The sequence below is a fragment of the uncultured Cyclobacterium sp. genome (genome assembly GCF_963977555.1).
Lineage (GTDB): Bacteria > Bacteroidota > Bacteroidia > Cytophagales > Cyclobacteriaceae > Cyclobacterium.
In genome coordinates, this window is sequence record NZ_CAXBPD010000033.1 from 1 (window position 1) to 26,766 (window position 26,766).

20 protein-coding genes are annotated in these 26,766 nt (G+C 38.7%); 1 reads left to right on the forward strand and 19 read right to left on the reverse strand.

Going from position 1 to position 26,766, the window contains the following annotated elements; genetic code table 11:
• Nucleotides 1–212 precede the first annotated feature (212 nt).
• Nucleotides 213–3,023: an insulinase family protein gene (locus AAC073_RS24175; protein ID WP_339926362.1), complete on the reverse strand. Its 2,811-nt coding sequence runs from the start codon at nt 3,021–3,023 to the stop codon at nt 213–215.
• A gap of 269 nt (nt 3,024–3,292) precedes the next feature.
• On the opposite strand from AAC073_RS24175, the gene AAC073_RS24180 reads away from it, so the two are divergent.
• On the forward strand, nt 3,293–4,495 hold the full coding sequence (locus AAC073_RS24180) for a PmoA family protein (RefSeq protein WP_339926363.1): 1,203 nt from the start codon (nt 3,293–3,295) through the stop codon (nt 4,493–4,495).
• Nucleotides 4,496–4,607: 112 nt separating this feature from the next.
• On the opposite strand, the gene AAC073_RS24185 is transcribed toward AAC073_RS24180, so the two are convergent.
• The 18 genes from AAC073_RS24185 to AAC073_RS24270 all read right to left on the reverse strand — a co-directional run bounded on the left by AAC073_RS24185 (nt 4,608) and on the right by AAC073_RS24270 (nt 26,565).
• The gene (locus AAC073_RS24185; protein WP_339926364.1) at nt 4,608–4,769 is read right to left on the reverse strand and encodes a hypothetical protein; all 162 of its coding nucleotides are present in this window, start codon (nt 4,767–4,769) and stop codon (nt 4,608–4,610) included.
• Nucleotides 4,770–4,832: 63 nt separating this feature from the next.
• Nucleotides 4,833–6,962 (reverse strand): TonB-dependent receptor, encoded by a 2,130-nt coding sequence (locus AAC073_RS24190; protein WP_339926365.1) that lies wholly within the window; start codon nt 6,960–6,962, stop codon nt 4,833–4,835.
• A 186-nt stretch (nt 6,963–7,148) separates the two neighbouring features.
• On the reverse strand, nt 7,149–8,210 hold the full coding sequence (locus AAC073_RS24195; protein WP_339926366.1) for a glycosylase: 1,062 nt from the start codon (nt 8,208–8,210) through the stop codon (nt 7,149–7,151).
• A 100-nt stretch (nt 8,211–8,310) separates the two neighbouring features.
• Nucleotides 8,311–8,646: a tRNA-binding protein gene (locus AAC073_RS24200; protein ID WP_339926367.1), complete on the reverse strand. Its 336-nt coding sequence runs from the start codon at nt 8,644–8,646 to the stop codon at nt 8,311–8,313.
• 93 nt (nt 8,647–8,739) lie between these two features.
• Nucleotides 8,740–9,492, reverse strand: a complete 753-nt coding sequence (locus AAC073_RS24205; RefSeq protein ID WP_339926368.1) for a rhamnogalacturonan acetylesterase — start codon at nt 9,490–9,492, stop codon at nt 8,740–8,742.
• A 114-nt stretch (nt 9,493–9,606) separates the two neighbouring features.
• Nucleotides 9,607–9,735: a hypothetical protein gene (locus tag AAC073_RS24210; RefSeq protein ID WP_339926369.1), complete on the reverse strand. Its 129-nt coding sequence runs from the start codon at nt 9,733–9,735 to the stop codon at nt 9,607–9,609.
• Between the two features lie 230 nt (nt 9,736–9,965).
• Complete coding sequence (locus tag AAC073_RS24215; protein ID WP_339926370.1) at nt 9,966–11,501, reverse strand: sulfatase; 1,536 nt, start codon at nt 11,499–11,501, stop codon at nt 9,966–9,968.
• A gap of 82 nt (nt 11,502–11,583) precedes the next feature.
• The gene (locus AAC073_RS24220) at nt 11,584–12,378 is read right to left on the reverse strand and encodes a DUF1961 family protein (RefSeq protein WP_339926371.1); all 795 of its coding nucleotides are present in this window, start codon (nt 12,376–12,378) and stop codon (nt 11,584–11,586) included.
• Between the two features lie 41 nt (nt 12,379–12,419).
• Complete coding sequence (locus AAC073_RS24225) at nt 12,420–14,102, reverse strand: D-aminoacylase (protein WP_339926372.1); 1,683 nt, start codon at nt 14,100–14,102, stop codon at nt 12,420–12,422.
• A 227-nt stretch (nt 14,103–14,329) separates the two neighbouring features.
• Nucleotides 14,330–16,510, reverse strand: coding sequence for an acylase (locus AAC073_RS24230; RefSeq protein WP_339926373.1), 2,181 nt, complete (start codon nt 16,508–16,510; stop codon nt 14,330–14,332).
• Between the two features lie 532 nt (nt 16,511–17,042).
• Entirely contained in the window at nt 17,043–18,266 is a 1,224-nt protein-coding gene (locus AAC073_RS24235) for a Gfo/Idh/MocA family oxidoreductase (protein WP_339926374.1), read from the reverse strand.
• A 14-nt stretch (nt 18,267–18,280) separates the two neighbouring features.
• Complete coding sequence (locus AAC073_RS24240; protein ID WP_339926375.1) at nt 18,281–19,666, reverse strand: FAD-dependent oxidoreductase; 1,386 nt, start codon at nt 19,664–19,666, stop codon at nt 18,281–18,283.
• Between the two features lie 384 nt (nt 19,667–20,050).
• Nucleotides 20,051–20,785, reverse strand: coding sequence for a DUF1080 domain-containing protein (locus AAC073_RS24245; protein ID WP_339926376.1), 735 nt, complete (start codon nt 20,783–20,785; stop codon nt 20,051–20,053).
• Between the two features lie 583 nt (nt 20,786–21,368).
• Entirely contained in the window at nt 21,369–21,752 is a 384-nt protein-coding gene (locus AAC073_RS24250; protein WP_339926377.1) for a hypothetical protein, read from the reverse strand.
• A gap of 104 nt (nt 21,753–21,856) precedes the next feature.
• The gene (locus AAC073_RS24255) at nt 21,857–22,120 is read right to left on the reverse strand and encodes a hypothetical protein (RefSeq protein ID WP_339926378.1); all 264 of its coding nucleotides are present in this window, start codon (nt 22,118–22,120) and stop codon (nt 21,857–21,859) included.
• A 633-nt stretch (nt 22,121–22,753) separates the two neighbouring features.
• Nucleotides 22,754–23,146, reverse strand: coding sequence for a hypothetical protein (locus tag AAC073_RS24260; RefSeq protein WP_339926379.1), 393 nt, complete (start codon nt 23,144–23,146; stop codon nt 22,754–22,756).
• A gap of 6 nt (nt 23,147–23,152) precedes the next feature.
• Entirely contained in the window at nt 23,153–25,537 is a 2,385-nt protein-coding gene (locus tag AAC073_RS24265; protein ID WP_339926380.1) for a hypothetical protein, read from the reverse strand.
• An 11-nt stretch (nt 25,538–25,548) separates the two neighbouring features.
• Nucleotides 25,549–26,565, reverse strand: a complete 1,017-nt coding sequence (locus tag AAC073_RS24270) for a hypothetical protein (RefSeq protein WP_339926381.1) — start codon at nt 26,563–26,565, stop codon at nt 25,549–25,551.
• Nucleotides 26,566–26,766: the final 201 nt, after the last annotated feature.

Sequence of the window (26,766 nt, forward strand, 5' to 3'; positions counted from 1 at the left end):
TTAATTGTTAATTATTAATTGTTAATTATTAATTGTTAATTATTAATTGTTAATTGTTAATGAAAATTTTCGTTTTGATAAATCAGAATGCTTTCTGAGAAGGCCTTATGCAGCTTACTTGATTTCACTGCTTTCGATAAGTTTATTTTGCTGATGAATGTTACCTTTTAGCATTTTTCAGTTTGGCTTAAAGCATAATTATCTTGTTCTCCTTACTCTTCGAAATTGGCGGGGTACCTGGTGATTTCCAGTAGGAATTGCCTTTGCAAAAATAGATTGGCCACCTCTTTTACCTGAGCTGCTGTAACGCCTAGTACTCGATCTTCAGCTCCGAGTACTGTATTTAAAGGAAGCCCTCCGTTGATGGCAGCATTTAACTGACCATGCCAAAATCCATTGCGTTTTAGGTTCTCCTCGAGATCCAGGCGCTTGGTTTCCCTGACCTTTTCTAAATCGGCTTCATCAGGACCTTCTTCTTGAATTTTTTGAACTTGCTCCCATACAGCCGCTTTTAACTTGTCTACCGATTCTGGTCCACATGGAAATGAAATGGAGAAGTTAAAACGTTCTTCAGGAACCTTGCTCAAACTGCCTCTAGCCCCAACACCATACACGCCTCCAATTTCTTCCCTTAAGGTTTCGATTAATTTGATGGTTAGAATTTCCCCTAAATAAGAGAGTTGCTGAGATTTTTCTAAATCATAGGCTGTTTCACCACTGAAATACAGAATTACCTGACTTTTATCGTCTACTCCCACTTTTATGGTTTCTTTTAGATCCTGCGGAGGTGACAGTCCCAAGTCTACAAAATCTTCTTTTTCATTAGAATTTCCAGGAAGACTTCCTAAATATTGGGCTACTAAAGGCAGCATTTTCTCCAAATCAATATTGCCTGTGAACAAGACATTAAAGTCCCCAGCATTGGCAAATCTTTCCTTATAAATTTTAAGGCTTTGATTGAGGTCTATGGAATCCAATTGCCCAGCAGTATAAATACCTTTTCCTCTAGGATTACCATTGCTGATAATTTCATTCACTCTTTTATTAAACTGAAAATCAGGGTTGACACTGGCACTCTCCAATTGGTTTTTCTGATTCGCTAAAAACACTTCCCATAGCGACTTGTCCATCCTTGGTGAAGTAAAATACAAATGAATCAATTGCAGGGCCATTTCGAAATCCCCGGGAGTAGTGGCACCTGAGATACTTTCCGAATAAGTACTGATATTTGGAATTACCTGTACATTCTTACCAGCCAGCACCTTTTTAAGTTGAGAAGGGGTAAAGTCGGCGATCCCCATAATATTTATGGCTGAGCCAGCATAATTCGCACTGTAATGGTCCTCCAGGGAATACAAAGAGGTGCCTCCCTCACTACTTGCAGAGAATATTACTTCATCATTTTTATAGTCAGTAGGTTTAAAATAAACCTGCATTCCGTTGCCTAACATCACTGTCGTCACATCTACCTCTTCATCATGAGACACATTAATAACCTCCCCTGAATTGGGTTTGGTAAGCATCAACTCTTCTCTCACCAGGTCTTCTTTATAAGGAGTCGTTTCAATTTCGTCCGCATTTTCCAAGAGTGCCAAAAGTTCAGCTTCTGGAGTCAAGGTTTCCTTGTCTTTTTCTGGTGCGGTCACGATGAGAACAATGTTTTCTTTCCTGATTAGCTCCCTGGCTATGTCATTTACTTCTTCAAGGGTGATTTTTGGGATGATGTCTTGATAAAAATCATACCTGCTTTCCGGGCCATCAGCGAAGCTGGTGTTAAGGAAGTGGGAAACATACCTACCTACCAAAGTCCTGGACTCCATTTTGTCCATTTCTTTCAATGATTTTTCCGAACTATTCAATAAAGAACGTTTGACCCTGTCCAGTTCACTTTGGGTAAAGCCATAGTCAACTACTCTTTGATTCTCTGTAAGAAAAGCCAAAAGACCATCTTTGAGTTTCCTTGGACCCACAACACCTGAAATGGTAAAGAAATCCAGAGGTCTCACCAAATTTCCATACCTGGCACCGGCAAAGATAAAAGGCGCATCAGCTTTTTGTCTGATTTCATCCAACCTTTGTGTAATCATTCCTCCAAACATGGTTCTAAGGATTCTTCCTTTATAATCCTCGTAGCTGTTTGATGGTCTGGCCTCCTGTTTGTAATAGAGCTGTACTTGTATGCCTGGTGCTTCCTCATCTGTAATGATTTTCACAAAGTTTTCTTTGTGTGTAGGCACATCGTAGTACTCTCTCGTTCGTGCTGTTTCAGGATTTTTCAAATCAGAAAAGTACCCCTTAATGAGTTCTTCCACCTTGTCTGGATCCACATCTCCTACTGCCACCACAGCCATAAGATCAGGCCGGTACCAATCCTGGTAAAACTGCCTGACCAATGAATCCGCTGCATTTCTGATGATATCCATTTTACCAATAGGCATGCGGTCGGCATAACGACTATCGTGAAGCAAAACTGGCAAATAAGCATCCCGCAACCTTTGATTTACCCCTTGACCGGTACGCCATTCCTCCACTACAATCCCTCGCTCCGCATCTATATCATCAGCATTCAGTAATAGCCCTCCTGCCCAATCCCGCATTACTTGAAAACCATTGTTTAGCTTTTCTTCATCAGTGGGAATTGGCAACATGTAAACGGTCTCATCAAAACTCGTATAGGCATTCAGGTCAGACCCAAAAGCTACTCCTATGGATTGGAGGTAACTAATAAGGTCATTTTTTTCAAAATGCTCAGAACCATTGAAAGCCATGTGTTCAAGAAAATGGGCGAGGCCTAACTGATTCTCGTTTTCCTGCATAGAACCTGCTTTAATGGCCAAACGCAATTCCAACTTGTCCTCAGGTTTAGGGTTGTGCTGGATGTAATATTTTAAGCCATTGTCTAATTGCCCGGTCCGAACCTTCTCATCCAATGGGACCAATTCATCGAGCAGTTCTTGAGCATAACCAAAAGGCTGAAGAAGGCCCAATAAAAATAGTAGTAAAAACGACTTAATAGTTTGCATCTGTATCAATTAAATTCAGTAAGGGTTAGTCCTAAACATACAAAAGATGATCTACTCGGAGAAGAAATCATTACCTAAGAAATATTGGCAATTCTATTGTATCATCAAGGTATTAAATTCTTATAAAAAACGTAAAAACACCCTAATATAAATAAAAACCTGTTGCCTTCCATAAAAACATATCCTACCTGAACAATATGTAGTAGGATAAATGTCCATTCCTAACGATATTGAATTTTCTAATTAACTCGATGTACTCAACAGACAATATGACTTTTCGAATATTTCTCCTACCAGTAGTTCTAGTTTGGTTTTCTGCTTGTTCCAAAGCTCCAATTATAAATATTGAATTGAATGCAGATGGTATAGAGAGGGTAAATTACCCTTTGACTATCCCTCTCGATCCCAACCTGGCTTTATCCGGTGATTATATACTTGAAAATGAAACTAGTGGGAAAACGTATCAGGCTCAAGCATTACCCTCGGGAGAACTAATGGTATTTATTGACCAAATGCCTTCTGAAACCGAGGCTGTTTTTGGCCTGTCAAAATCATCTGGCAATAAGGAGTATAAAATGAAAATTAATCAGACTGAGGAAGGTGTAGAAGTAATTTCTGGACAGCAGCCGGTACTTTTTTACCAAACTGCAGTGGCCAAGCCACCGAGCGGTCTTCCTGATTATTATAAGAGAAGCGGCATGATCCATCCTTTGTATAGTCCAAGCGGGCAAGCACTAACCGATGCATTTCCTGCAGGACATACCCATCACCATGCTATTTTTAATGCCTGGGTGAACACAAAATTTAAAGGAGAAAAGGTAGACTTCTGGAATCAACATTCGGAAACTGGTACTGCAGAGCACGTAAATTTGATTAGCGCAGCGGCTGGACCTAGCGCAGCTATCATCGAAAGTACTTTGAGACACTTGAGTCTTAAAGAGGGAGAAGTGCTTGGTGAAAAATGGACAATCATGGTTTATCCTACAGATGACTATTTCCTATTTGACTTAATTTCGGAACAAACCAATACCAGTACCGACACGCTTTTTATATTGGAATATCATTATGGTGGAATGGGTTTTAGAGGAAGTAAAGAATGGAACAATGTAGACAGCACAAACTTTACCAATACCTGGGAAATCCTTACCTCTGAGGGATACACAAATGAAAATGCCAATCATACTCATGCTTCATGGGTCACCGCTTCTGGCGAAGTTGATAGCAAAACTGCTGGTGTCACTGTATTTGGGTTTCCTGATAATTTCAGGTATCCACAAGCCATACGCGTTCACCCTTCCATGCCTTACTGGGTATATGCGCCCATGGTGGATGGTGAATTTTATATCGCTCCAGGAGACAGTTACAAAAGCAAATTCAGGTATTATGTACCCAATGGAAAACCTAATCAGGAGGTCATTGAAAATATAGATGAGGGTTTAAAGTCACCTATTAAGGTAAAGGTAATGAAGTAGCATTTGGAGATTAGCTAAAGTGCGCAACTGAGATAAAAACAAGAATTAAATACCCCCTTTATACTTAATTGCAACGACAAAGGGGGTATTATAAAAAGCTGAATTGTTCTGTTTAAAAATTGACGGTGTAACTCATCACAGGGAACATGGACAATTGAGGAATTTCATCGATTTCTTTTTTCACGTTGTTGTAAAAATAATCAATCGCTGTGGAGTTATTGGTCAGGTTTTGAACATCCAACTTGACCTCATGGCTTAGCTTTTGTTTATTCACGCGATAACTTACTGAAATATTAAGGTAGAATACATCATTAGCTTTATTCCCCAAGTATTGACCTTAATTTTCGACTTGTTTTTCCTGCCTTTTGGATTCTTCTAAATCAATAGAAGTGTACCTTCTACCTCCCAATAGGGTAACTCTTGAGTTTATTCCTATGGTTTTGTCATTGGAATTTTTTCGGCCCAAAGTAAATTCTTTTCCTAGGAGAAAATTACCTACATAATTCCCATTGTACCTTGAGTTTTTCCAGTTACCTCCTTTTGCTTTGTATTTCGAATCATAGAGGGAAGTTGTAAGCAAAAAATAATATTGATTGCTAAAATACCGCTCCAGGGTAATCTCCAAACCAGTATTTTTTCCTTCCCCTTCATTCACCAAAGCCTTATCTACAAAATAATCATCTTGATTAATTAAAGAATAAAGACTCCCTACTTTATCCTCAACTGGGATGTTATACAAATGCTGGTAGTAGGCTTCAACCTTTAAAAACAAATTGCTATTCAATAAATTCTCATAGCCCAATACATAATGAGTAGCCTGCATCAGCTCCATATGTTTGTTCGGCATAGAATAATCGCCATTGGCCTGGTATACCATGGCATAATGATTTGGTAGAGAAGCCATTTTACTATGCAATCCAAATGCTGTGTTCACATTTTGTGTTTCATCCATTTGGTATTTGAGCGCCAATCTGGGTTCCAGGTATACTTTGTCATTCAAACTACTTTGGGAGACATGTATACCATTCACCGCAGTTAAGCTTTCTGAAATCCTCCATTTCCAGTTTAAATATCCTTCCCTAAAATCAGCATCTCCTTTACTCTCCTGACCTTTAAGGTATTGATTATCAGGAATGCTGAAATAGGTATTGTTAAAATCAAAATTGTTATGCGCGTACATTAGCCCTATTTGAAAATTGTGCTTGGAATTCATCTTATGGTGTAAAGTTGACAAAACCCTTGTGGTATGGTTGTTTAACCCAGCATTATAAAACTCTTTTAATAACTCCTCTTTAAAGGGCCTTTTTTCGATTAAATCACTTCCATTAAAACCATAAGAGACAATTGATTTTAAGTAGGTATTGCTACCCAAAGGAATAAAGTGCTTGAGTCCTGAAACTGCCAATTGGCTGTGTTGGGACCCATCTTCCAGGATGAGGTCCTCGTCTTGCTCGTCCGTGGTGACAAAACCAATTTTACTTGCTCCTCCTAATCCAAACAAGGTAAATATTCCCGCTTTTGCTGTTGGGAAATAGAATTTAAAACTTAAATCTTGGTACCTTGGAACACCTCCAAAGTCCACTAGACCGATATCATCTAACAAGGAAAGGGTGGAATAACGGTAATTTACCAAATAGCTACTTTTATTTTTTTTACTGATGGGTCCTTCTGCAGTAAAATCCAATCCCAAAACGCCTAATGAGAAACTATATTCCTGTTTTTCATCATTGCCTTTTCTGAGTTTCATGTCAAAAATACCCGATAAGGCATTGCCGTATTGCGAGGCAAAAGCTCCTGAATAAAACGCTGAATTGGCCAACATTTGGCTATTCAAGGCATTAATAGGGCCACCCGTCAACCCCTCGATGGCAAAATGATTGGGGTTAGGAATTTCTATATCTTCCAATCTCCACTGTATGAAGCGGGGGTTATTGCCACGCACAATGATGTCATTGTTCCCAGAGCCTTCATTGATTATACCAGCAAAGGATGACACTAGCCGTGCGGGATCACTAATGGCTCCTGCATATCGTTTTGATTCTTCAATGGAAAGCTGTTTGATAGAACTGATTGCCATATCATTGGTAGATTCTCCCCTTTTGTAAGCCTTTATTTCCACCTGATCCAATTGTTGAAAGGACTCCTTCATCTCAATATTTAACACTGTTTCTTTACCTGAAATCAGCAAAATATTTGGAACGGTTACTTTTTCATGGCCAAGACTAGAAACTGCCAAAGTAATACGACCTACCGCTACATTCTCAATTTTAAAATTTCCATCAATGTCCGAGGTCACTCCAATCAAGGGATTAGAATTGTCTATAATGATATTTGCATAGGGTATAGCACTTTTGCTATCAGTATCTACAACTCTACCTCTAATCGTTTGATTGGGGCTTTGCGCAAAAACTACATTTACTATCAAACAGGTGGCAAAAATAAAAGGGCCAAATACTATAAGTTTCATAAGATAAGTTTTTATGTTTATCTTATGACAACCGAGTACGTGTTCCCCCTTAGTCTTGAATAAAAGAAAAAGTATAAACCTCCTTATTGGATAATAGTTATTTATTAACGCTTTTATTAATTCAATAAAAACATTCTATTATTTACTGCTGTAGCATAAGCAGTACGAACATTTTACCTGACCTGCTTAGTTATTTTTTAATTCTTTTGAAGTGGCCAAGGCAATTACTCTTCCTTCGCTACCGACGGCATTGTAAAAGTGGTACACCACACCTTCCCATTTTATAACCCAAGGCTTATGTGCATACTTTTCATCATAGGTTTCCGAAGGAGCAGCCAGGTCCTCCCCTTCCCAATCGGTCCAATGGATTAAATCGTAGGAGCAGGCAAACCTTTTAAAGGCACCAGGTTTCCAAAAGGCCCCAAAGTAGAACATGATGTAGATATCATTGTACTTGGCAATTTGCGCATCTCCGCAGATGCCTTTGCCTCGGGTGATAACTGGATCATCACCAAAGCGCTGCCAAGTTAACATATCATCAGAAACAGCCATTCCTATGCTCTCATAGTCTGCTGTATCCCCTTTGGCATTGTAATACATTACGAAAGGATGACCTGTATGCTTTTCATTGTCTCGAATGACCAAGCTTTTGTATATCGTTTTATTTTCAAACCAACGAACATCTTCATCTTCGGGGGACAAAAGTGGTGTGTTATTCGTTCTCCATTCCTTTGTATCTGTAAGTGAGTTGGCGTTTGCCATCCCGATTTTAAGTGTACCGGATTCATAACCGACAGAATTACCTCCCAAATAGCTCATCCAGTATTGATTCTGGTACTTTTCTACACTATAATCACCACCCCAATCCGTATTGACAAGTGAAATATAGCCAGCTTTTTGGTTAGCATCCCATGTATCTTCTGTAAAAGGCAATATTTTACCTTTAGACTCCCATTGTAGCAAGTCCTGGCTTTCAGCCAACCATGTTTCATAGCCTTGCCCATCAAAGACTATATAAGTCATGTACCAAATTTCATCTTTGCGAAAGATTGTTGGCGAGTCAATCATTTTACTCGTATCCGGATGCTGAAATACCACCCCATGTTTAAAAGGCGTTTTTACTTCTTCAAATATTTGCTCCATTACCTCCTGAGAAACTTCTTTATTTGAAGTAGCTTCTTTTTGTTGACAACAGGATAGAGACAAGGCCATAACTAAAAGGCCTACTGAGAAAAATAGGTTTTTCATGCTTAAAGATGTCTTTGGTATTATTAATTGTTTTTAAAAGCATAGAGGGGTAAAATTAGTCGATCGGACTACTTTTCCCCTGTTTTCACTTTTGGATGCCTCATCCAATTCGGGTTCCATTCTTAATTGCCCTATCCGGTTGGATCAAGGTCACCTCCTTATGTTCACCAAGCCCACCTAGTATCAGGCATTCACTTATCATATTGGCGATTTGTTTTGGTGGAAAATTTATAACAGCAATTACCTGGCGCCCAACTAAATCATGAGGTGCATAAAGTTTGGTTATTTGAGCAGAGGTTTTCTTTACCCCATGTTCACCAAAATCGATGGATATTTTGTAGGCTGGGTTTCTGGCTTCCTTGAAGGTTTCTGCTGAAAGGATAGTACCAACCCTCATTTCAACCTTCATAAAGTCATCCCAAGATAATTCTTTCATTATTCTGTTTCAATTAGTTTGATTGTGTACCTAATTACGATTGCACTCAATAAATCAAATGACTGATTACCTAGTGGAATCTTGGTCTTTGACTTACTTTTTTACCAATTCCTTGACCAAAGGTATGCCCAATATTTTCATCTCCTCGATAGCCAAACCAGCTATAGTAAAGGTACCCAGTTGAGACAAATGGGTATTGTCCTCTTGACCTTCTGGCCGATGCGGATAAATTCCAGATTCAAAAAATAAATACAATTTTTTTGATTTTTCCGGCCCCAAGCTTTCCACCAATTTTCTCGTTTTAGCCTCCATGTCTATAAAATACACACCTGTTTCATTGGCTACCTGTATTACTCCTGTCAAATAATCTCCATGTGAATCTTTCAAAATGCCATTTTCATCGAACAGCCTACGGACTATTGATGTGCAAAGAATAGGAATGCCACCTTTTTCCTTCGTTTCATTTAGGAATTTCTTAAGATTTTTCTGATAGGTATCAAAAGGCCCGGTGTACCTCGCTGTATCTGATTTCTGATCGTTGTGACCGAATTGTATGATCACGTAATCTCCTTCCTGCACTCGATTAATTACCTTTTCCCAAGACCCTTCGTCAATAAAACTTTTAGAGCTTCTTCCATTTTTTGCGTGGTTGTCGACCACTATTTCATCAGTAAAAAAATGGTTTAGGACTTGTCCCCAACCATATTCAGGCAAGTTACGCTCAGGTTTGTTGGCCATGGTAGAGTCTCCTATCATAAAAATGTGAGTGGCGCGATAATTTTCAGTAGTAAAGGCAAAACAGCCTATGGCAAGAAGAAAGACTAGTACTCTCATTGATTGGTTCATGCTAATTTTTTAATCTCTTCAATGGGTTCAAAATTCCAAGAGGGAAATGGTAAATTATTATCTCGTGAATTTACTTTAAAATCAGGCAATACTTACTGTTCTCGACTATCTCTTTTATCCAGCTACCTTGGATGGTTTTTGAACTAGCTCCTTACCCGTCTCAATTTTATAGTTTTTATAAAACCATTCAATTATATAACTTTCAGCAGTAGCATCTTTAACAGCAATGTCTACCTCGTACATGATAAAACTGCGGGCTGTGGTATCCCCTTCTATGACTTTGTATTTTTCAAGTGATAAGTAATAAGATTGGGTATCATCAATGCTTCAATAGCCAATTACCTGAACAGTTGAATCGATCATGTTTATTTGTGCATAGGCGGTAGAGGATAGGACCAACATACAAGTCAAAAAAATAGTCTTGCTCATAAAAGAATTATTGTCTAAGATAATTTTAAAAATAACAACTTCAGTTATTCTGTATTTTTCAAGTTGCTCTGTGCATTGTTTCTTGTCTCGTCTAATTTTTTACGCATGCTTGCCAAAACTTTAGCATACTTATCTTCATCGACTAAATTCTCAAACTCTTCTGGATCATTGACATGATCGTATAGTTCTTCATTGTTCCCCAAAGCAACTTCTCCCCACCGCGTATACCTCCACTTTTCATCTCGTATACTTGCTCCATCATTATAGATAGTATAGGCATGTCTTGCATTATGGGATGTACTATTTCCTTTGATTTGTGGCAGCATACTTTTGCCTTGAAGGATGGCTGGTTTTTCTGAAGAAAACCCTGCAAGGTCTACTAAAGTAGGATAAATGTCCAGCAGTTCAGTTATACCATCAGAACTGCTTCCATGTGCTTTTTCATACCCTTTTCCAGGAACAGAAAAGATAACCGGAACCCTAATACTACCTTCCCAAAGACTTGATTTTGACCAACAATCATGTTCTCCCAAATTATAGCCATGGTCAGACATGAAAATAACAATGGTTTCATTTCTCAAATCCAGTCTGTCTAAAGCATCCAATAACCTGCCAACCTGCTTGTCCATAAAGTTGACACTGGCCATATAGGCACTTATAGTCTTTTGCTGTTGTACCTTATCCATGCCAAAAATCTTTTCATTTTGCCTTTTCAAAGCCTGCAAAGGAACATTGTCTCCAATATGGACAGCTGGTAAATTTACCTCGTCGACAGGATAAGGAATAAAACTACTTTCGGGAGCAATGAGTGGCACATGAGGCCTAACGAAGCCAACGGCTAAAAAAAATGGGACCTCTTTTTTAACCCTTTGTTTGTTCGTACCTCCTTGAGGAATTTTCCCTGCTCGATTTTCCAACACAGCAATGGCTTGGCTGGCCGCCAAATAATCCGTCTGTGTTCCTTCCAAGCTATCGGGAATTATCATTTGAGCGAAATTTGAACCATAATGTTTGTTTTTGGGAGAAAGCAATTCCAATTGGCCTTGACTCAAGGTTTCAGGCCCAAGTACATTGTACGCATAATCCCAGGAATCTGGATCATCTCCACCTACAGCACCTCTCTCAATTCCCCCAGGGACACCCATGTGGAATATCTTCGAAATTCTGGCGGTATAATAACCCCGCTCCCTAAAAAAGCCTGCCATTGAGGGATGATCGGCCAGAGCTGGGGTTTCCTTTCTATAGCTGCCCAATTGATCACTGTTTCCCAAAACCCCATTTGTCTCCGGATACAAACCACTCATCAGAGAAGCTCTGGATGGGCCGCAAAGTGGAAACTGACTATAAGTTCTGGAAAACCTAACTCCTTCCGAAGCAAGTCGATCAAGGTTAGGCGTGTGATTATCCGTGTCCATATAGGGGCCAATATTGGTATTCAGATCGTCTGAAATGATCACCAATATATTGGGTTGCTGGGCCCTTGCGATAAAGGAAATAGGAAAGAATAGTGCAAAAATAAACCCTTGCAAAATTAGGCTTTTACTGCACTTTCTAATGTTTACTGAAATGTTATGATTCATTTTTATATTTATGGGCTTATTCAGAAATGGTCATCATGGTGGTAAAAACACTTAAAATTAAGCAACCATTTTCTAAAAGTATTTAATTAAGCTTCCAAACTTTAAAATTTTTATACCTGGCACTTCGGGTATACATGTGACGCAAGCCAATCCTTCCTGAATCATATAAAGGAAATAAAGATGCGTCCCACTTGCAGACCGAATAATCAGAAGTGTCCTTTTTATTTTGAACATGCATTTCAATGATATTATTGTATTTGATAATTTCAACATGATAGGTTACACCAGGCTTAAACAGTCCTGTATTAAAATAATCATCGGGCACATCTGTTCCCTTCAGCCCGTCTTTGTTGGGATTATAACGGCGTAACCTGATATAATCGTTTTCACCTGAGTATTCATTGGCTGCAAAAGCAGCATAGCTTATATGATAAGTATTCATGTTATCAAAATAAGTGCGCATGGAAGGAATTTTTCGCTTATCATTCCAAAGAGAAATGTCCTTTGGATGATCAGTTCCACCTTTTCCTTCGGCATGAAAGTACAAGATGTTCACACATCTAGTTGCAGTATCTGTGCGGGTATAATCGTATTCAATGGAGATATTTCCTTCAAAGGCTTGTTTGGTCCATAACACTGTATGGCTGGAATCATTTCCATGTTCAAGACCAGCAATTAGCTCCATTCCCTCTTTACTGTTAATTACTTGAGATTGTAGCCCGTCCAGCATCCATTTCTGTTGCCAATTTTCCGTACCATTATCTTCGAATAATAGGGTAGCTTTCGTCCATGGTGATTCTTGCGTACTCCCACTTTGGCATCCAATTACCAAAAAGATAACACAAGAAACAATTGCGTATGTAAGCGAATTCTTCATTTTAAAATTTATATGCTGGTATTGAATTTCAATATCTTTGGCTATTGAAAATCTGGTTTATACCCAGGGCCTTTTACTACCCTTCCCGGCAATGCACCTGTATGTTCACCATTATTGAGAACCTGCGAGCCATTGACAAAAACGTGTACCATACCTGTTGCATACTGCATGGGTTTATCGTAGGTAGCATGGTCTTTAATTTCATTCGGATCGAATATTGCCAGATCAGCAAAATAGCCTTCTTTGACTGCTCCACGATTTTTTATTTTTAAATTGGTGGCCGGTAAGGTAGTGAGTCTGTACACAGCTTCTTCTAGAGGTATCACTTTTTCATCACGAACATATTTGCCTAGAAGTCGTGCGAAATTCCCAAATCCCCTGGGATGGCTACTTGATTTTAGAAAGACCCCTTCGGGAGCATAAGAAGCTGCATCCGAACCAAAACTCATATAGGGCAGTGCGATTTGTTTTTTTACGTTTTCTTCAGACATCATGAAATAAACTGTCCCAACCCTACTTCCGTCTTGAATGACGAGGTCTATAGCGGTTTCCACAGGAGAGGTATTGCGCATTTTAGCCACCTCCGCCAATGACTTTCCAGCCAAATATTTTAAACTGTCATTTTTAAAACCTATCAATAGTATATCTTCATAGGAATCAACCCCCATCATTAAGCTTTCCCATTCATTGGTAGGGGTAATCATTTCTTTTTTTAGTCGCTCTCTGATTATTGGATCTTGTAAGCGCTCTGCCCATTGATCATAACCTCCCTCCTGAACCCAAGGAGGCATAGCTGCATCAAGCCCCGTAGCACCAGCAGTATAGGTATACATATCTGTTGTGATAGCAAGCCCGGCTGCCCGAGCAGAATCAATTTTGGACACCACTGCATCAAATTTGTTCCAATTGTTTTTCCCAGCCATTTTTAAGTGATAGACTTCCGCCCGAATGTTGGCTTCATCAGCAATTCGAATCAACTCATTGAGGCTTTCCAAGAGTTGATTGCCTTCAGATCGGAGATGTGAGATGTACATACCGTCATATTTTGAAGCTATTTTACAGAGTTCGATTAATTCTTCAGTACTTGAATAAAAGGCCGGCGCATAAATGAGTGATGAACCAATGCCCAGAGCGCCCTCTTCCATGGCTTGCTTAACCATAATTTTCATACTGTCCAGTTCTTCGTCAGTTGGGACCCGATTTTCATAACCAACTGTATGAATTCTTAGTGTAGTAGCGCCTACGAAAGAGGCTACATTGGTGGAAACACCTTTTTCTACAATAAAATCCAAGTATTCGCTGAGAGATGTCCAGCTAATAGGGTATTTTATATCCCCTTGCATTTTCTGTTCCTCTTTTTTCATTTCCTCATTCCATGGGCCCATGGAACTTCCTTCTCCAAAAACCTCCAGTGTCACTCCTTGCCGGATATCACTTTGGGACTCCCCATCCTCAATCAAAGCATCAACTGCCCAACTAAGCATGTTAATAAATCCAGGAGCAACTACTAAACCTGTAGCATCAATTTCAATTTCACCTTTGGCATCAGACAAATTGCCAATAGCAGAAATAATGTCTGCTCTAATGCCAACATCTCCTAAATAAGATTCCCCACCTGATCCATCCACAATTTGACCGTTTCTAATCAACACATCGAAGGATTCGGTAGGAGTACAGCCACATAAAACAATGGCACTTAGTATAATTTGAAGAAGTGGTCTCATATTTTTCTGTTTAAATACCTGTTTCCGAAGAATGATTATTACCTCTAAATATAAGAAAAATAATAAACCTTAGCCTTTCCTAATTTTTCTTTAGGGGAAGTGATTTCAATACTTAATAGAAGGCCCTGTTCCATATTTTGGGATATCGTAATCACATTATTCGGCTTTAAGTTTCTAAAATAAACTATTGATGTTCAACCCTCCCAGCAAGCTTGAATCCTGACGTTTTATCTACTACCAGGATGATAGGTTTCTTCAGCCCTTTTTTCTACATCTTCCCGGTAATATGCCACTTCTTTGAAGGTACCATTGGCATACATTACCGACTGATCGTCAAAATGTTGAGATTGCAGATTCCCACTTTGACCTCCCGCCATTAGACTTTTTGCCCTTACCTTATCTCCAAATTCAACTGCCGCTACAAAGCTGTTGCCAGAAGATCCATAAAGCTTTTTGGTGTTTTCCTTTGCTGAGGCACCAAAAGAGGCCATTGCTCCCCAACGACCAGAGGCAAGTCCTATAGGAAGGCTTGTTTTGTTATCGTCATAAGGCATATCAATGTCTCCAGTCAAGCGTTGAAAACGGTTAACTTCTCCCCAAGGAATGTTCCAGGTTCCAAAATCTTCTTCAAGCTGCACTATGGCATTTTCCATGGCTGCTATAACTTCGCTATGATCAAACTCCAAGGTTTTACCATTCACTTGATTAAAGGGAATCAAGGCATCTGGGCTCCCTATGCTTCGGTTAAAGGAAATGCCGAAAAAATGAGCCAAGGTCATGGCTACAGATTCCACTCCGGTCTGGTAGTCCCAATCACGAAAAACAGCAATGGCCGCTGTTAAATTATCACTTGGATCTTCCTCCTTTTCATAAGCCTTCAGGAGGATAGGAATCAAACGCTCAAAGGCAGGTAAATAAGGATCATATCCCAAGGTTATCAACTTTTCCAAGGTTACATTCTCAACCTCCGAAAGCAATTGAACGGCATGAATTCCTCGATAGTTTTCAGCATCTGGCGCCATGTAATAGGGATAATCTTCTTTTTTGGGACTGTAAGGGCCTGCCGATGTAAAGGGTGTTGAATTGCAATTTTGAATCCAGCTGGACTCAGGGTTCAGCACTACGATGCTTTCGTCTACTTCATGCAAACCTTGCCAGTCAGTAGCGGGATCACTGCCATCAACCGGCCTGGAAAAATCAAAGAGTGGGTCTCTTTTAGGAATGAAATTTCCATGGAAATAGGCAATATTCCCAGAGGCATCTGCAAAAACAGTATTGTTGGATGAATTGGTTCGAATGTCCATCATTTCCCTGAAAGCGGTGTAATCGCTTAATTTGGTTCGGGTAAAACTTTGAATCAAGGCATTGACAGGATCCCAATTGATTTTTGTGGCTACCCACTTGTCGTCCAATTGATGGGTGACCGGTCCATGATGGGTTCTGTACATGGTAAATGTTTTTTCCTGTAAACCTTCTGGACTTGTGAATTTCAAGGTAAGTGGTATTTCTTCTACTGCCCTCCACTCTTCTCCATAGGCATATTCAAAGCCATCTCCGACTTCTCGGACCTCTTCCATAAACTCATCCATAAAATCTAAGTGAGTGGAAGTATGCATCCAGCCTGTTTTTTCATTGAAACCCTGGTAGACAAAAAACTGACCCCAAGTAACAGCACCATATGCATTCAGTCCTTCTTCGCTGACCACATGAATCTCAGGTCGGAAATAGAAAGAAGTATGCGGATTGATGAGCAGCAATGCATTTCCCGAAGCACTCAATTCAGGAGAAATGGCTATTCCATTCGACCCTTTTGGTTCCTCGTAAGGATCGGGGTGAATCAAGCCGTCCCCAAATTCCGAATAGGCAAGTCCTTTTTGCTCCTCGTAGAAGCTCCGAATCCGTTCCGTAGAAATTCTTTCAATATCTCCTCCTATAGATCCCTCACTAAAATACATGGGAAACCAAGGCTCATAACGGGTCAACACTTTCGGTTCTACTTCCGGATGGGTGGATAAATAATAGTTAACGCCATCTGCAAATCCTTCACATATCAACTGCAACCACCGAGGAGCTTCCTTATAAGCAGCCTTTGCTTCTGCCTCAGTCATGTACAAATTCGCCCTTAGATCGCTATATAGGGCCTCCTCACCCTCCAATTCGGCAAGCCGCCCTGTTGCCCAAATATAGTTCCTTTCCACCCGTCGAAAATCATCTTCGCACTGGGCATAAAGCATACCAAAAACCGCATCCGCATCTGTTTTGGCATAGATGTGGGGAATTCCATAATCATCCCTGATAATGGTCACTTGCTCCGCACGTTTTTCCCAACTGTGTACCTCATTGTCTATTGGTTCCTTACACGCCCAAACAAAAAGTAACAAAAAAGGAATTAAATAATGGTTTTTCATTCTTGGTGGTTTGTTTGTGACGAGAATCACAAGTGGCTCATCCTTGGCTATTAACATGCGACTCGAAAGGAATTACTTGTATACTTAATATTAATCAAAATTGCGTTTTGATACAAAAATTTTAATTAGAGGCTAAATGGAATTGAATTGGTAACTGACAGGAGTCAAATTTACAAGTGAAATATCCCAATCGATCAGACATTAAAATGAGCTTTTTAAAGTATGCCTTTGCTAAGGAAACCCAGTCTAAATGATATTGAAAAAATAGGTAGACCTAAACTCTAAATAGAACAAGAACATTGGCTTAGTGGAGAGATGTTAATCGTTCGAAATAGGCATTTGTAATGCGCAACTTTAGGATGAGCGGTTTTAAATATTTAGCGTTTTTACGGAGTATTAGAATTATCTGCAACTTGAAATGGTTTCATAGGATTGAACATGAAAAAAATATAATTTATTTATTTAGAAGCCTTTAAATGTCCCCACCAAAGCACCCTTTTAATAATCCAAAAATTAAGGATGGTATTAAATCTTAAATGACATTGTATACCTCTTTCCAATATTCAATTCTTTCATTAGACATTGCAGCATTTGCCATGTGGGTACTTACGCTTGTCAAGTAACCAGATAAGACATCTGCCGTAGGTCTATTTCCTTTTAAAACACAGTTTAGAAATCCTTCCAGGGCCATTTTGGTGGCTGTCTCATCATCGGTTGCACCTGCCGTTTTGATAGGAATTCCCTCCTGTCTGTCCCAGGCTTCCATGGTGGCTCCAGTCACTCCATCAACATGCATATTCATGGAAGTATCAGGTGGCCGTTCAGGAAAGATAAATGCTTCTTGCCCGTTTTTTCTGGTAACTTCAATTGTAGCCTTAGTGCCATAGAGCTTTACATAAAAGCCTTCATGGGAATTGGTCGTCAAAGCACTAAATTTTGCTTTCAATCCTTTGGGGTATTCAAAGATTATATTTACGTTATCAAAAGTTTCCCTTCCATCCTTATAGTAATCAATCCCCCCAAATCCAGTAACTTTTTCAGGATGAGCTTCTATTAGGTAATTGACCATATCGATTTGGTGAGAGCATAACTCAGTTGTCAAACCTCCTGAAAATTCTTTGTACATTCTCCAGTTTATTAGTTTATCCAACTCTGGATCTTTCACTCTTCTTCGCCAGTCCCCGTTTCTGTTCCAAGCACAATCGATATGGGTGATCTCCCCACACCAGCCATTCTTTATTAAATCCTTGATTTTATGCAAAAGCAGGTTGGACCGCTGCTGGTATCCCACCTGAAAAGTATTGGGAGAAGATTTTACTTTATGATACAATTCAAGTGACTGGGGAATATTATAACACATGGTCTTTTCACAATAGATGTGTTTACCTGCATCGATTGCTTCCATAGCCATGGCAAAGTGAAGATGTAAAGGTGTAGCTATAATCACTGCCTCAATCTCACTACTATTTAAAATTGCCTTATAGTCTTTATGACCTTCGGCCTCCGAGGACAATAGCCCCATAGCCCTTTGAAGATTGGACTCCAAAATATCACAACAGGCGACCACCTCGGCATTATTAATTTGTTCCTGTACAATTTTTAGAAGGTAGGTACCCCGTACACCGCAGCCAATCAATCCTATTTTTATTTTAGATTGAAAGCCCTTTGGGTATAAAAAATCAAGGGGTGTTAGGGATTTGACAGGTAAAGCCACTGCTGCCAAAGTTCCTTTTTGTATAAAATGTCTCCGTTTCATAAATAAATGCTATACTATATGGTGGACAATCCTGTTTCTGACCAAGAAATATCTTTAGGCAGTTTATTGGAAATGGCCGCAATGGCGGCAACCCTTCCTGCTGCCTGTCCCATGGCTACTGCATTACCAGTCACCCTGTAACTGGAATGTGAGATAAAGTCTCCGCTGATACATCTTCCAGCCATTAACAGCCCCCCAACATCCTTAGCGATCAAGGCCCTGAGCGGAATATCATAAGGTTTAGATGAGATCCCCCTATTATACCCTTGAGTGGAATCCTCATTTTCTTTTTTGACCGAATGTACATCCACCCCAAAATTCACCCTACAAACTGCATCCTTATGCCGTACTCCAGCGATCAGATCCTCTTTGGTAACGGTATATAATCCGTGAATTCTTCTTCCTTCCCTAACCCCAATTTGCTCGGCAGTGGAAACTATTCTTAAGTTTTTCCAGGGACCTTCTAGGTATTTCAGTCCATCAATGATCTTATGGAGTTCTTGCCTACCCTGTATCGTTGCTTTGGTAACATCCTTGGCATTTAACCCGGAAAATCCATATTCATGGTTGGCCATAATCATGAACAAATCTTTGTGTATAGGGAATATGCTGGGCTTGGTATAGGAAGGAAGCACACCGGCACTGACTATTTCTTCCAATAGGTGTTTTTTGGAAACTGATTTTGCATCTCCTGCCCATCGAATAAATTTCTTAACCTCTTCAAACTGAATCCCAGAAATGACAGCCAAAAGGGACATCGGCTGAAAAGTCCCATCCTGCTCACTGCCAAAATCAAATCCGCAACCGCTCAGAGCCGCCAAATCTCCATCACCCGATGCATCGATGAAAACCTTTCCTTCCCAGGCTTCCCTTCCAGATTTTGACTCAGTAATGACATGGGTGAGCCGGTTATGATTGTCTTTTACCGAGCCAACTACAGAGGTATGAAGCTGTATATCAACATTGGATTCCTGACACATCATCTCCAAGAGCACTTTCATCTTTTCTACATCGTAGGCTAATACCTTACCCGTATCAATAGGTGATTTGGCATTCATATTTTCCAGTCTGGATTCCAATTCCCTCATGATACCAGGTTTATCTTCTTGATCAAGAATCCAGCTCAACAAACCCGATGTCCAAACCCCACCAAGGCAACCTTTTATTTCTAACAAAAGAACCTTAGCTCCATTCCTCCCAGCTTCAATTGCGGCAATTACGCCGGCAGGACCCGCTCCACTAACCACTACATCATATTGGCCAGATACGGGAACCTCCTTGGCTGGTTCCTTAACAACCAAGGTATTATCAGAATTCTTAGAAAATGAGTCAATGGGTTGGACAAGTCCTCCGGAAAAACCGCTCAACGCACTGACTTGGATAAATTTTCTTCTTTTCATCAATTTTTAAGTTTTATTTAATAATCATACCGAAACAACCCCACTTATTTCAATACAAATGAATGCCAACCTATTCTGTATATTTCACAAGGTTGGAGGACTATAATCATCCACATGTCATCAATCAACTTCCTCTCGTTTTCCAGTTCGACTCTAATCTTAATAACCTTACAATATCTACATTAATCACTTGGGTAACCAAACATTGAGTTATGGTTGAAGTTAAAGAATACAGAATGGAACTGCAGACAATTGAGGATAAACATAAGAATTGCAAATTAAACCTAAAAATAGCTTAATGGCATCCTATTGGTTGCAGAGCAGCGCAAAAGGTTACCCATACTAACAAATGTCTCATTACAAATTACACGCTTATCGAACTATTTACTCCTTCTTAAAAGACAAGTAAAACGGTTTGCCGATTCCCCCCATATAAGGGCTGCCATTAGATTTTACAAGAGCCTCCATCAATTCTGACTCATTGTATTCCCCTATTCTGAGCTCAGGATTGTGTATTAGTTTGATGGATTTATATTTCACTATTTGTGACGGCCCGGCATGTACTTGTAAGGCTATAAATCCTTCTAATTCTCCGTCAGGTTCCTGGTAAGCTACAGATAGGGTACCATTGATGGCTGTCCAGATATTATTACCAACGGCCAGAATTTCATAAGTATTCCAATCGTTCTTTTTTACTGCTTCTTCACCTTTTCCCTCCCAATGCAATTTTTCCCTGCCACTTTCATGGTACAGCCTTCCCCACACGCCTTGACCGATATCCGCCTGATACCCCAATGCTTCTTCACCCTTTTTTTGAGACCGAAATTGAATACCAGCGTTTGTGGTATTTGGTACCATTTTTACCAGTACCTTCAAATAGAAGTCTTTCACTTCTTCTTTGTGCCAAATAAATTGATTGCGGACAATCGTGTCTTTGCCCTCCCCTCCCACTATAGAACTATCTGAAACAGACCAATAACTCATGTCAGAAGAGCTCCAATTGCTAAGGTCATTTCCATTAAACAAGTATACTTCCTCCTGTAGGTTGTCTTGCTTACAAGCATTTAAAACAATAACAATAAGGAATACAACCAATGAACCAAAAAATCGAAATGACATTTTTACCATAATAATTAAAGTTTTCAAATTGAATTCTCAGAACAAAAAAACCAAGTTATCATTATTTCTCACCAACAACTTATCACTGAAATCTAAATCCCCAATTTATAATAGGAAGATAATTTAAAATAACCAATTATCAATGGATATATAGAGAATGAAGGAGGCATAACATTAAATTAACCGATCCATTTTGGTGGCTATTAGGCATTAAATCATTGGCAGAGTGAGACTGCTTAAGTAGCTAGACGATGTACAACCCCAGATTAACAAACAAAAGCCCTTAGTCTTAGATGCTTGAAGTACAATTTCTAATGGTAGAGATTAGTTGAGATTATTAGAAAAGTCAATCATAAAAAAGTTCGATTAAAAGCTTTTGAACCCCTTCCATCAAAAGCTCTCCTCCCCCAGGCGAAAAACGTGCACTGTTAACTTCATAACCACCCTCTAAAAAGGCTTTGCTGTCTGGTACATAACTAATGTTTCCATTTCCTGATTACTCACAAATGATGGTATAGGTGAATGGAGATTTAAGTCTTATTGCTAAACTAAGTTTCACAAAAGCATCTCCCGGAAAGCCAACCTAGGCCAGCTCAGTCCCAAAACCCATGACTTGTATTTCACTTACAATTGCCTTCCCTTCTTTTTCTAACGGCACTGTTGTGGTATACTGTTCCCTAGGGATATCTTCCTTATTGCCATTTAAATCAAGAATTCTCCATACCTCCACTACATCAGCAAAGTTTGGAGGGTTTGATTTACCAAACCTGTCCAAAATCTCCTCTGCCCAAACCACGTTTTGCATTGCTATATTTGGTATGGTTAAGGCAGCTTCCATTTTTAAAACCTCAAGAAATTTAATTTCAAGCGTATGGAGTGAGGTAAGTGATTTAAGCACATCTGTTGCCAGAATTGTTCCAATGCGTGCAGATTCTTCGTATTGACCTAAAGATGAATTATTTTTCACATCAATATGATTGATCTTAAAAGAATTACCATTGGTATAAACTGTTACCAATTCCTTTCCATACACCCTTTCTAATAATTGTGAGGCTACTCCTGAGAAATCTGCTAAAAATGATTCCCCCCCACAATCGCAGGATGTAAAGCAAAATTTACCAATACAGCTAAGGGTCTATCATCCATTGTTTCAATAAGTACCACCGATCCCCTTGGATCTACAGGTCCCATAGCCCTCTCAATAAGTGGATTAAATCGCCCCGGATTGGTTCTAAAACTACTCTCTTTCATTAAAAAGCGACGTTTAAAATTTACTTTTTCTTTGTGAAAGGCCGCAATAGAAGCCTTCGCAGGCAGTAGAGAAGCTTCTGCCATTTGAATTGCGCTTAACAACTTTTGCAGAAGTTGATCTAAATACTCTAGGCTCTTTTTAATGAATATAAACCAATTCTTGTTGCTAATTAAATACCTAAAATTAGGCATATACCAAACAAATACTTTCATCACTTAATCAATTAAAGTATTACAATTGATAGTGCGCATGTCTTAAATTTTTTAAACTAGGTTTGCATTTTAAAGTAAAATTTTATCAAGATTAAAAATTAAATTAATACAAATAATTATTTGCTGTGTATTTTGGAATAACAAGGAAATTAAGTTTGAAAGGTTTACACCTAGTGTTAACCGATTAATCAATAAATCCTTCAAAACAAAAAAAATTTGAAGGATTTATTGATACAGAATTTTAGGAATTATCTCAAAAATCAACTTATATTTCCCTCCGATTGTAATCAAACGAAATTAAAAGATTAGCAAAATGGAAAATCATTTGAAAACAATAATCTATAAATATTTATCCACACCAATGATCAAATTTATCCGCTATTTTCGTATACATTAGATACTACAAAACTAGTAAAACCCATATATGGGTTTACTAAAAAAAAGTCATTACTTTTATTCCAATCAATAATTAGATAACGTGTTTTATAAAATAGAATCAAAATATTATTCCATAGTAAACTCAGTCTCCACATTTGTATCTTTATGACTAGTACTATTAAATGTGAACACAAACTTGTTAGCGTTTAAAATGCCAACATGAAGATCAATTGTACCATCAAGCTTTATATTATTATTAGTACTGAATTCCCATTTACCAGACGGGGGTAGTCCTGAAATTCCAGGTGTATTGAAGCTAAAGTTTCCATCAGATTTAAAATCTATAGTAAAACCTGAATGGTCAACAGCCATATCATTGGAAGAAACGGAAATAACCTGCCTTTCTTTCACCAATAATTCTTCCTTTGTTGGTTCTGGTATTATTTTAGGCTTATCGTCTACACAAGATAATAAGGAAAACAAAAGAGTGGTAAGTAACAAAGTTCTATACATTTTCATAAAAACTTATTTTTTAAATACCCTAACCTTTTCGAACAATCCTAATCCTTCTAATTGAATGATATAAGCTCCTATTGGAATTCGACTAAAGTCAATAAAATAAACACTTGATGGACCAATTGGCCTGGAGATAGTTTTAATTATTACTCCGTTTGTATTAAAGATTGTAATCCGATCCAATTGAATTGATCTTGCAAAATCAAGCTGTCCAATATTCTGTACAGGATTGGGGTAAAATCGTATTTGAGTGTTTCGAAGCTCTGGTGAAGACGTTATAACGAGGCTTTCTGAAATGGCGGTACAGCCAGAGTCTCCAGTTACCATCACTTCGTAGGCTCCGGGTGCGGTGATCTCTAATGTAGGATCAGTCGCCCCTTCTATCAATTCACCATTTTTTAGCCATTGATTATTTTCATTGCTACTTGATTGAAGAAATAATTGAGTAGAGATTCCATCCGTTCCATCTACGGTAATGGTAGGGGTTTCAGGTTGATCACCTTGAGCAATTATATTACCCACAAGTGAGACTTCACAACCATTGGCATCTTTTATGGCTATGGAATATTCGCCTTCTTCCAAGTTTTCAAAAATAGCCGCATCCTGGTATCCCTCCTGAGCGGAAAGTTTATATAAGTATGGCGCAGTACCACCTGAAACTTCTAAGCTCAACTTTCCTGTAGCATCCCCTGCACATACCGGCTGAACTATCTCTTTGATATTGGCTGACATTTCGGATGGGGACCCAATTTTAAAAGATTCTTCTACCACATAGTCAGGGTCTAATTTCTCCCTCACGGATAGTGAATAATCTCCCGCAGCCAGGCCTATAAATAAACTTTCACTAACAAAGTCCCCGTTACTAATGCTGTATTCCAATTCACCTCCTTCAAATAATACATCCACGTCCACTTGTCCATCATTCCCTCCATAGCAACTCACTGGCTTGGTTTCAATTTTATTAATCTGAATAGGGTTTGCCTTAAAAGCTTCTGAAATAGAACTACACGACTCTGTTTCGCCTACCCTCACTTGATAAGACCCAGACTCTACTATTTTTAGTTTTTGCGCTTTTGCACCTGAAATCTCTATCCCATCTTTCAACCACTGGTTGTTTTCTTCACTACTGGAGTTTAGAAACAGCCCATCTGAAGTACTGGATTTTACAATAACTGGAATTTCCGGTTTTTCCGCCTGAGCCACCAATGTTACATCGGTATTAATTTCACAGCCATTTGCATCTCTGATATTGACGGTGTATTTACCTGGAAGAAGGCCTGAGAAATCATTCCCCGTCTTATAATCATTCTGAGTGGATAACTTGTACTCCATTGGAGCAGTTCCTCCAGATACCAAGACTGAAAAGCTTCCTTCTGCTAGCCCTGTACATGAGGGTTGTGAAAGGTTCTCAATATTTGCAGACAAGGCATCCGGAGAGGTGATAGAAAAAGTCTCTTCCAGTACATTTGATATATTTTCCGTACTTCTAATAAACAAAGTATACTCACCAGCAGCCAGGTTTTCAAATATATTCTCAGATTGGAAATTTTCACCATCTATACTGTATTCCAAATCTCCATTTTGGGTAGATGCAGTAACAGATACAGTACCATTATCCCCACCAAAGCATGATGTCTCCGTAGTTTTTACTTCACTGAGGGTAAGGCCTACCCCTTTCTTAAAAACAAATTCCTCCGTATAGCGCATGCTACTTTGCCCTTTGTCATTGATCGCAGTAACCAAAATTTTATAGCTTTTACCTTCTTCTAAGCCTGTAGCATTTGCCAGAAACTCATTCGACTCTAACTGAACCTCTGGTGAAGGTTCAAAATCATCAAAAGTATAGGTATCACTTTTAAATTCCTCCCCAATAAATTGGTATTTTAAAGCTACAATATTAACTATCTCATTGTTAGCAATGTAAAACGCAGTCTTTTTAACGGGAGTCCAATTTCCATAATTATCCTTCCCCCTTATAAAAAGCACATGTAAACCGGAATTCAAGCTTCCAACATCTAAAAGATATTCCTCCTCCCCTGAATTCAGATTGATTATTGTCCCTTTACCAAAATCTTTATAGACATCAATAAAATATTCCAAAGCTACCATCTCCTTCACAACAGGAGTTACATGTTTGTAAAAAACAGAGTGCGTCAACTGAGACCAAACGCCCTGGTTACTCTTCACTCTGGAAAAAAGCACATTGAGCCCACCTGGAAGTTCTGAAATATCAATTTCAAAATTAGCCTCACCTTGATTTAAGGTGAAATTTTTTCCCTTACCAAAATCAACATAGTCATTGAAAAAGTACTCTCCCTGACTGACCTGTTGGGAATGAAGGCTAAATACAACCAACCAACTGCAAATAAGCGTAAAATAGATGCGAAGCTTCATGATTTTATTTTTTAGTTGGCGCTTACCTTAATGGTAATCGGCAACTTGCCGTCAGCATTCCCAAAGCCAGAAGTACTGAAATCATAAATGGTTGGAATATCCGGAAGCCCGGATAATTTGTAGGGCTTGGGACCCCCAAATGGCCCTATATCAATGCCATCTTTTCCTTTCCCATCAGCCGGCCCTCCTTCTCTTATTTGGAATTTACCATCAGAGGAATGGTCTCCTGTAATAAAAACATCTGCTTCTACTACATTGATTTGGTTATTATTCTCATCGCTAAATGGAGCAATTGCGGAAATGTTATGACTGATATTACTCCCTTCTTCAGGCATCAAATAATCGGATAATTTCGTACCTAAAAAAATATTGTTATGGATCTGTAGGTTGGCATTTTCTCCAACGGAAAAAACCGACCCTTTAAATACATTGTTTGTAATGGTACCTGAACTTTCATCCTTTATATAGAAATTACCAACCACAATATTGTTTGTGAAAATAAAATTTTGAGGGGGTTCAGTTACTCCATTCACCGAAAGGCCTCCACTGAGATTAAAATAACTCCTGTTTACAACAATATTTTCAATATTATGACCAATTACAATTATCGAAATATGAAAATAGCAATTTGATAATACAACATTGCCTACGTGAGTAATAACATTAGCATTTCCAGATTGAATAAATTTTAAACCATAAATTTTTGAACCCGAAGATCCATTTGATAAAGTTATCCTATTAACTATAGTTTCAAACTTGTTTGAAGAGATCCCTAAATTTTCATTTGTAAAATATCCCTGACCTATTAAGGTTAGTCTCTTCTCAATGTTCAAATCTCCATAGGGAATATTGGATCCTTCTATATAGAGCGTATCTCCAGAAACAGAACTTTTATACGCATCTTCCAAATTTGAATACAGATTCTCTTCCGGGATGGATTCCTCCATATTATTAACACGAATAATTTTAGAATAAGAAAAAGACTGGAAACCAATCAACAAAATCAGTAGGAGAACATATCGTTTCATAGGAAGATGATTTAATAGTATCTGAAATACAAATTAATACATGCATAAATCTATATTAATAAATTTAGATTTACAAATAAATTTTCTTAAACATAGTTTTTTTACTGGAATTTTTAACTCTTTTATTATAAAAATGAATTTAAAACAATTGAATAAGGCGCTTTTTAAATGGTATAAATAGGGCTATATTGCTAGTAAACG

Coding starts and splice junctions, on each gene's coding strand:
- AAC073_RS24175 (WP_339926362.1), bottom strand. CDS start 3,023: ATGCAAACTATTAAGTCGTTTTTACTACTATTTTTATTGGGCCTTCTT.
- AAC073_RS24180 (WP_339926363.1), top strand. CDS start 3,293: ATGACTTTTCGAATATTTCTCCTACCAGTAGTTCTAGTTTGGTTTTCT.
- AAC073_RS24190 (WP_339926365.1), bottom strand. CDS start 6,962: ATGAAACTTATAGTATTTGGCCCTTTTATTTTTGCCACCTGTTTGATA.
- AAC073_RS24195 (WP_339926366.1), bottom strand. CDS start 8,210: ATGAAAAACCTATTTTTCTCAGTAGGCCTTTTAGTTATGGCCTTGTCT.
- AAC073_RS24200 (WP_339926367.1), bottom strand. CDS start 8,646: ATGAAAGAATTATCTTGGGATGACTTTATGAAGGTTGAAATGAGGGTT.
- AAC073_RS24205 (WP_339926368.1), bottom strand. CDS start 9,492: ATGAACCAATCAATGAGAGTACTAGTCTTTCTTCTTGCCATAGGCTGT.
- AAC073_RS24210 (WP_339926369.1), bottom strand. CDS start 9,735: ATGTACGAGGTAGACATTGCTGTTAAAGATGCTACTGCTGAAAGTTAT.
- AAC073_RS24215 (WP_339926370.1), bottom strand. CDS start 11,501: ATGAATCATAACATTTCAGTAAACATTAGAAAGTGCAGTAAAAGCCTA.
- AAC073_RS24220 (WP_339926371.1), bottom strand. CDS start 12,378: ATGAAGAATTCGCTTACATACGCAATTGTTTCTTGTGTTATCTTTTTG.
- AAC073_RS24225 (WP_339926372.1), bottom strand. CDS start 14,102: ATGAGACCACTTCTTCAAATTATACTAAGTGCCATTGTTTTATGTGGC.
- AAC073_RS24230 (WP_339926373.1), bottom strand. CDS start 16,510: ATGAAAAACCATTATTTAATTCCTTTTTTGTTACTTTTTGTTTGGGCG.
- AAC073_RS24235 (WP_339926374.1), bottom strand. CDS start 18,266: ATGAAACGGAGACATTTTATACAAAAAGGAACTTTGGCAGCAGTGGCT.
- AAC073_RS24240 (WP_339926375.1), bottom strand. CDS start 19,666: ATGAAAAGAAGAAAATTTATCCAAGTCAGTGCGTTGAGCGGTTTTTCC.
- AAC073_RS24245 (WP_339926376.1), bottom strand. CDS start 20,785: ATGTCATTTCGATTTTTTGGTTCATTGGTTGTATTCCTTATTGTTATT.
- AAC073_RS24255 (WP_339926378.1), bottom strand. CDS start 22,120: ATGGCAGAAGCTTCTCTACTGCCTGCGAAGGCTTCTATTGCGGCCTTT.
- AAC073_RS24260 (WP_339926379.1), bottom strand. CDS start 23,146: ATGAAAATGTATAGAACTTTGTTACTTACCACTCTTTTGTTTTCCTTA.
- AAC073_RS24265 (WP_339926380.1), bottom strand. CDS start 25,537: ATGAAGCTTCGCATCTATTTTACGCTTATTTGCAGTTGGTTGGTTGTA.
- AAC073_RS24270 (WP_339926381.1), bottom strand. CDS start 26,565: ATGAAACGATATGTTCTCCTACTGATTTTGTTGATTGGTTTCCAGTCT.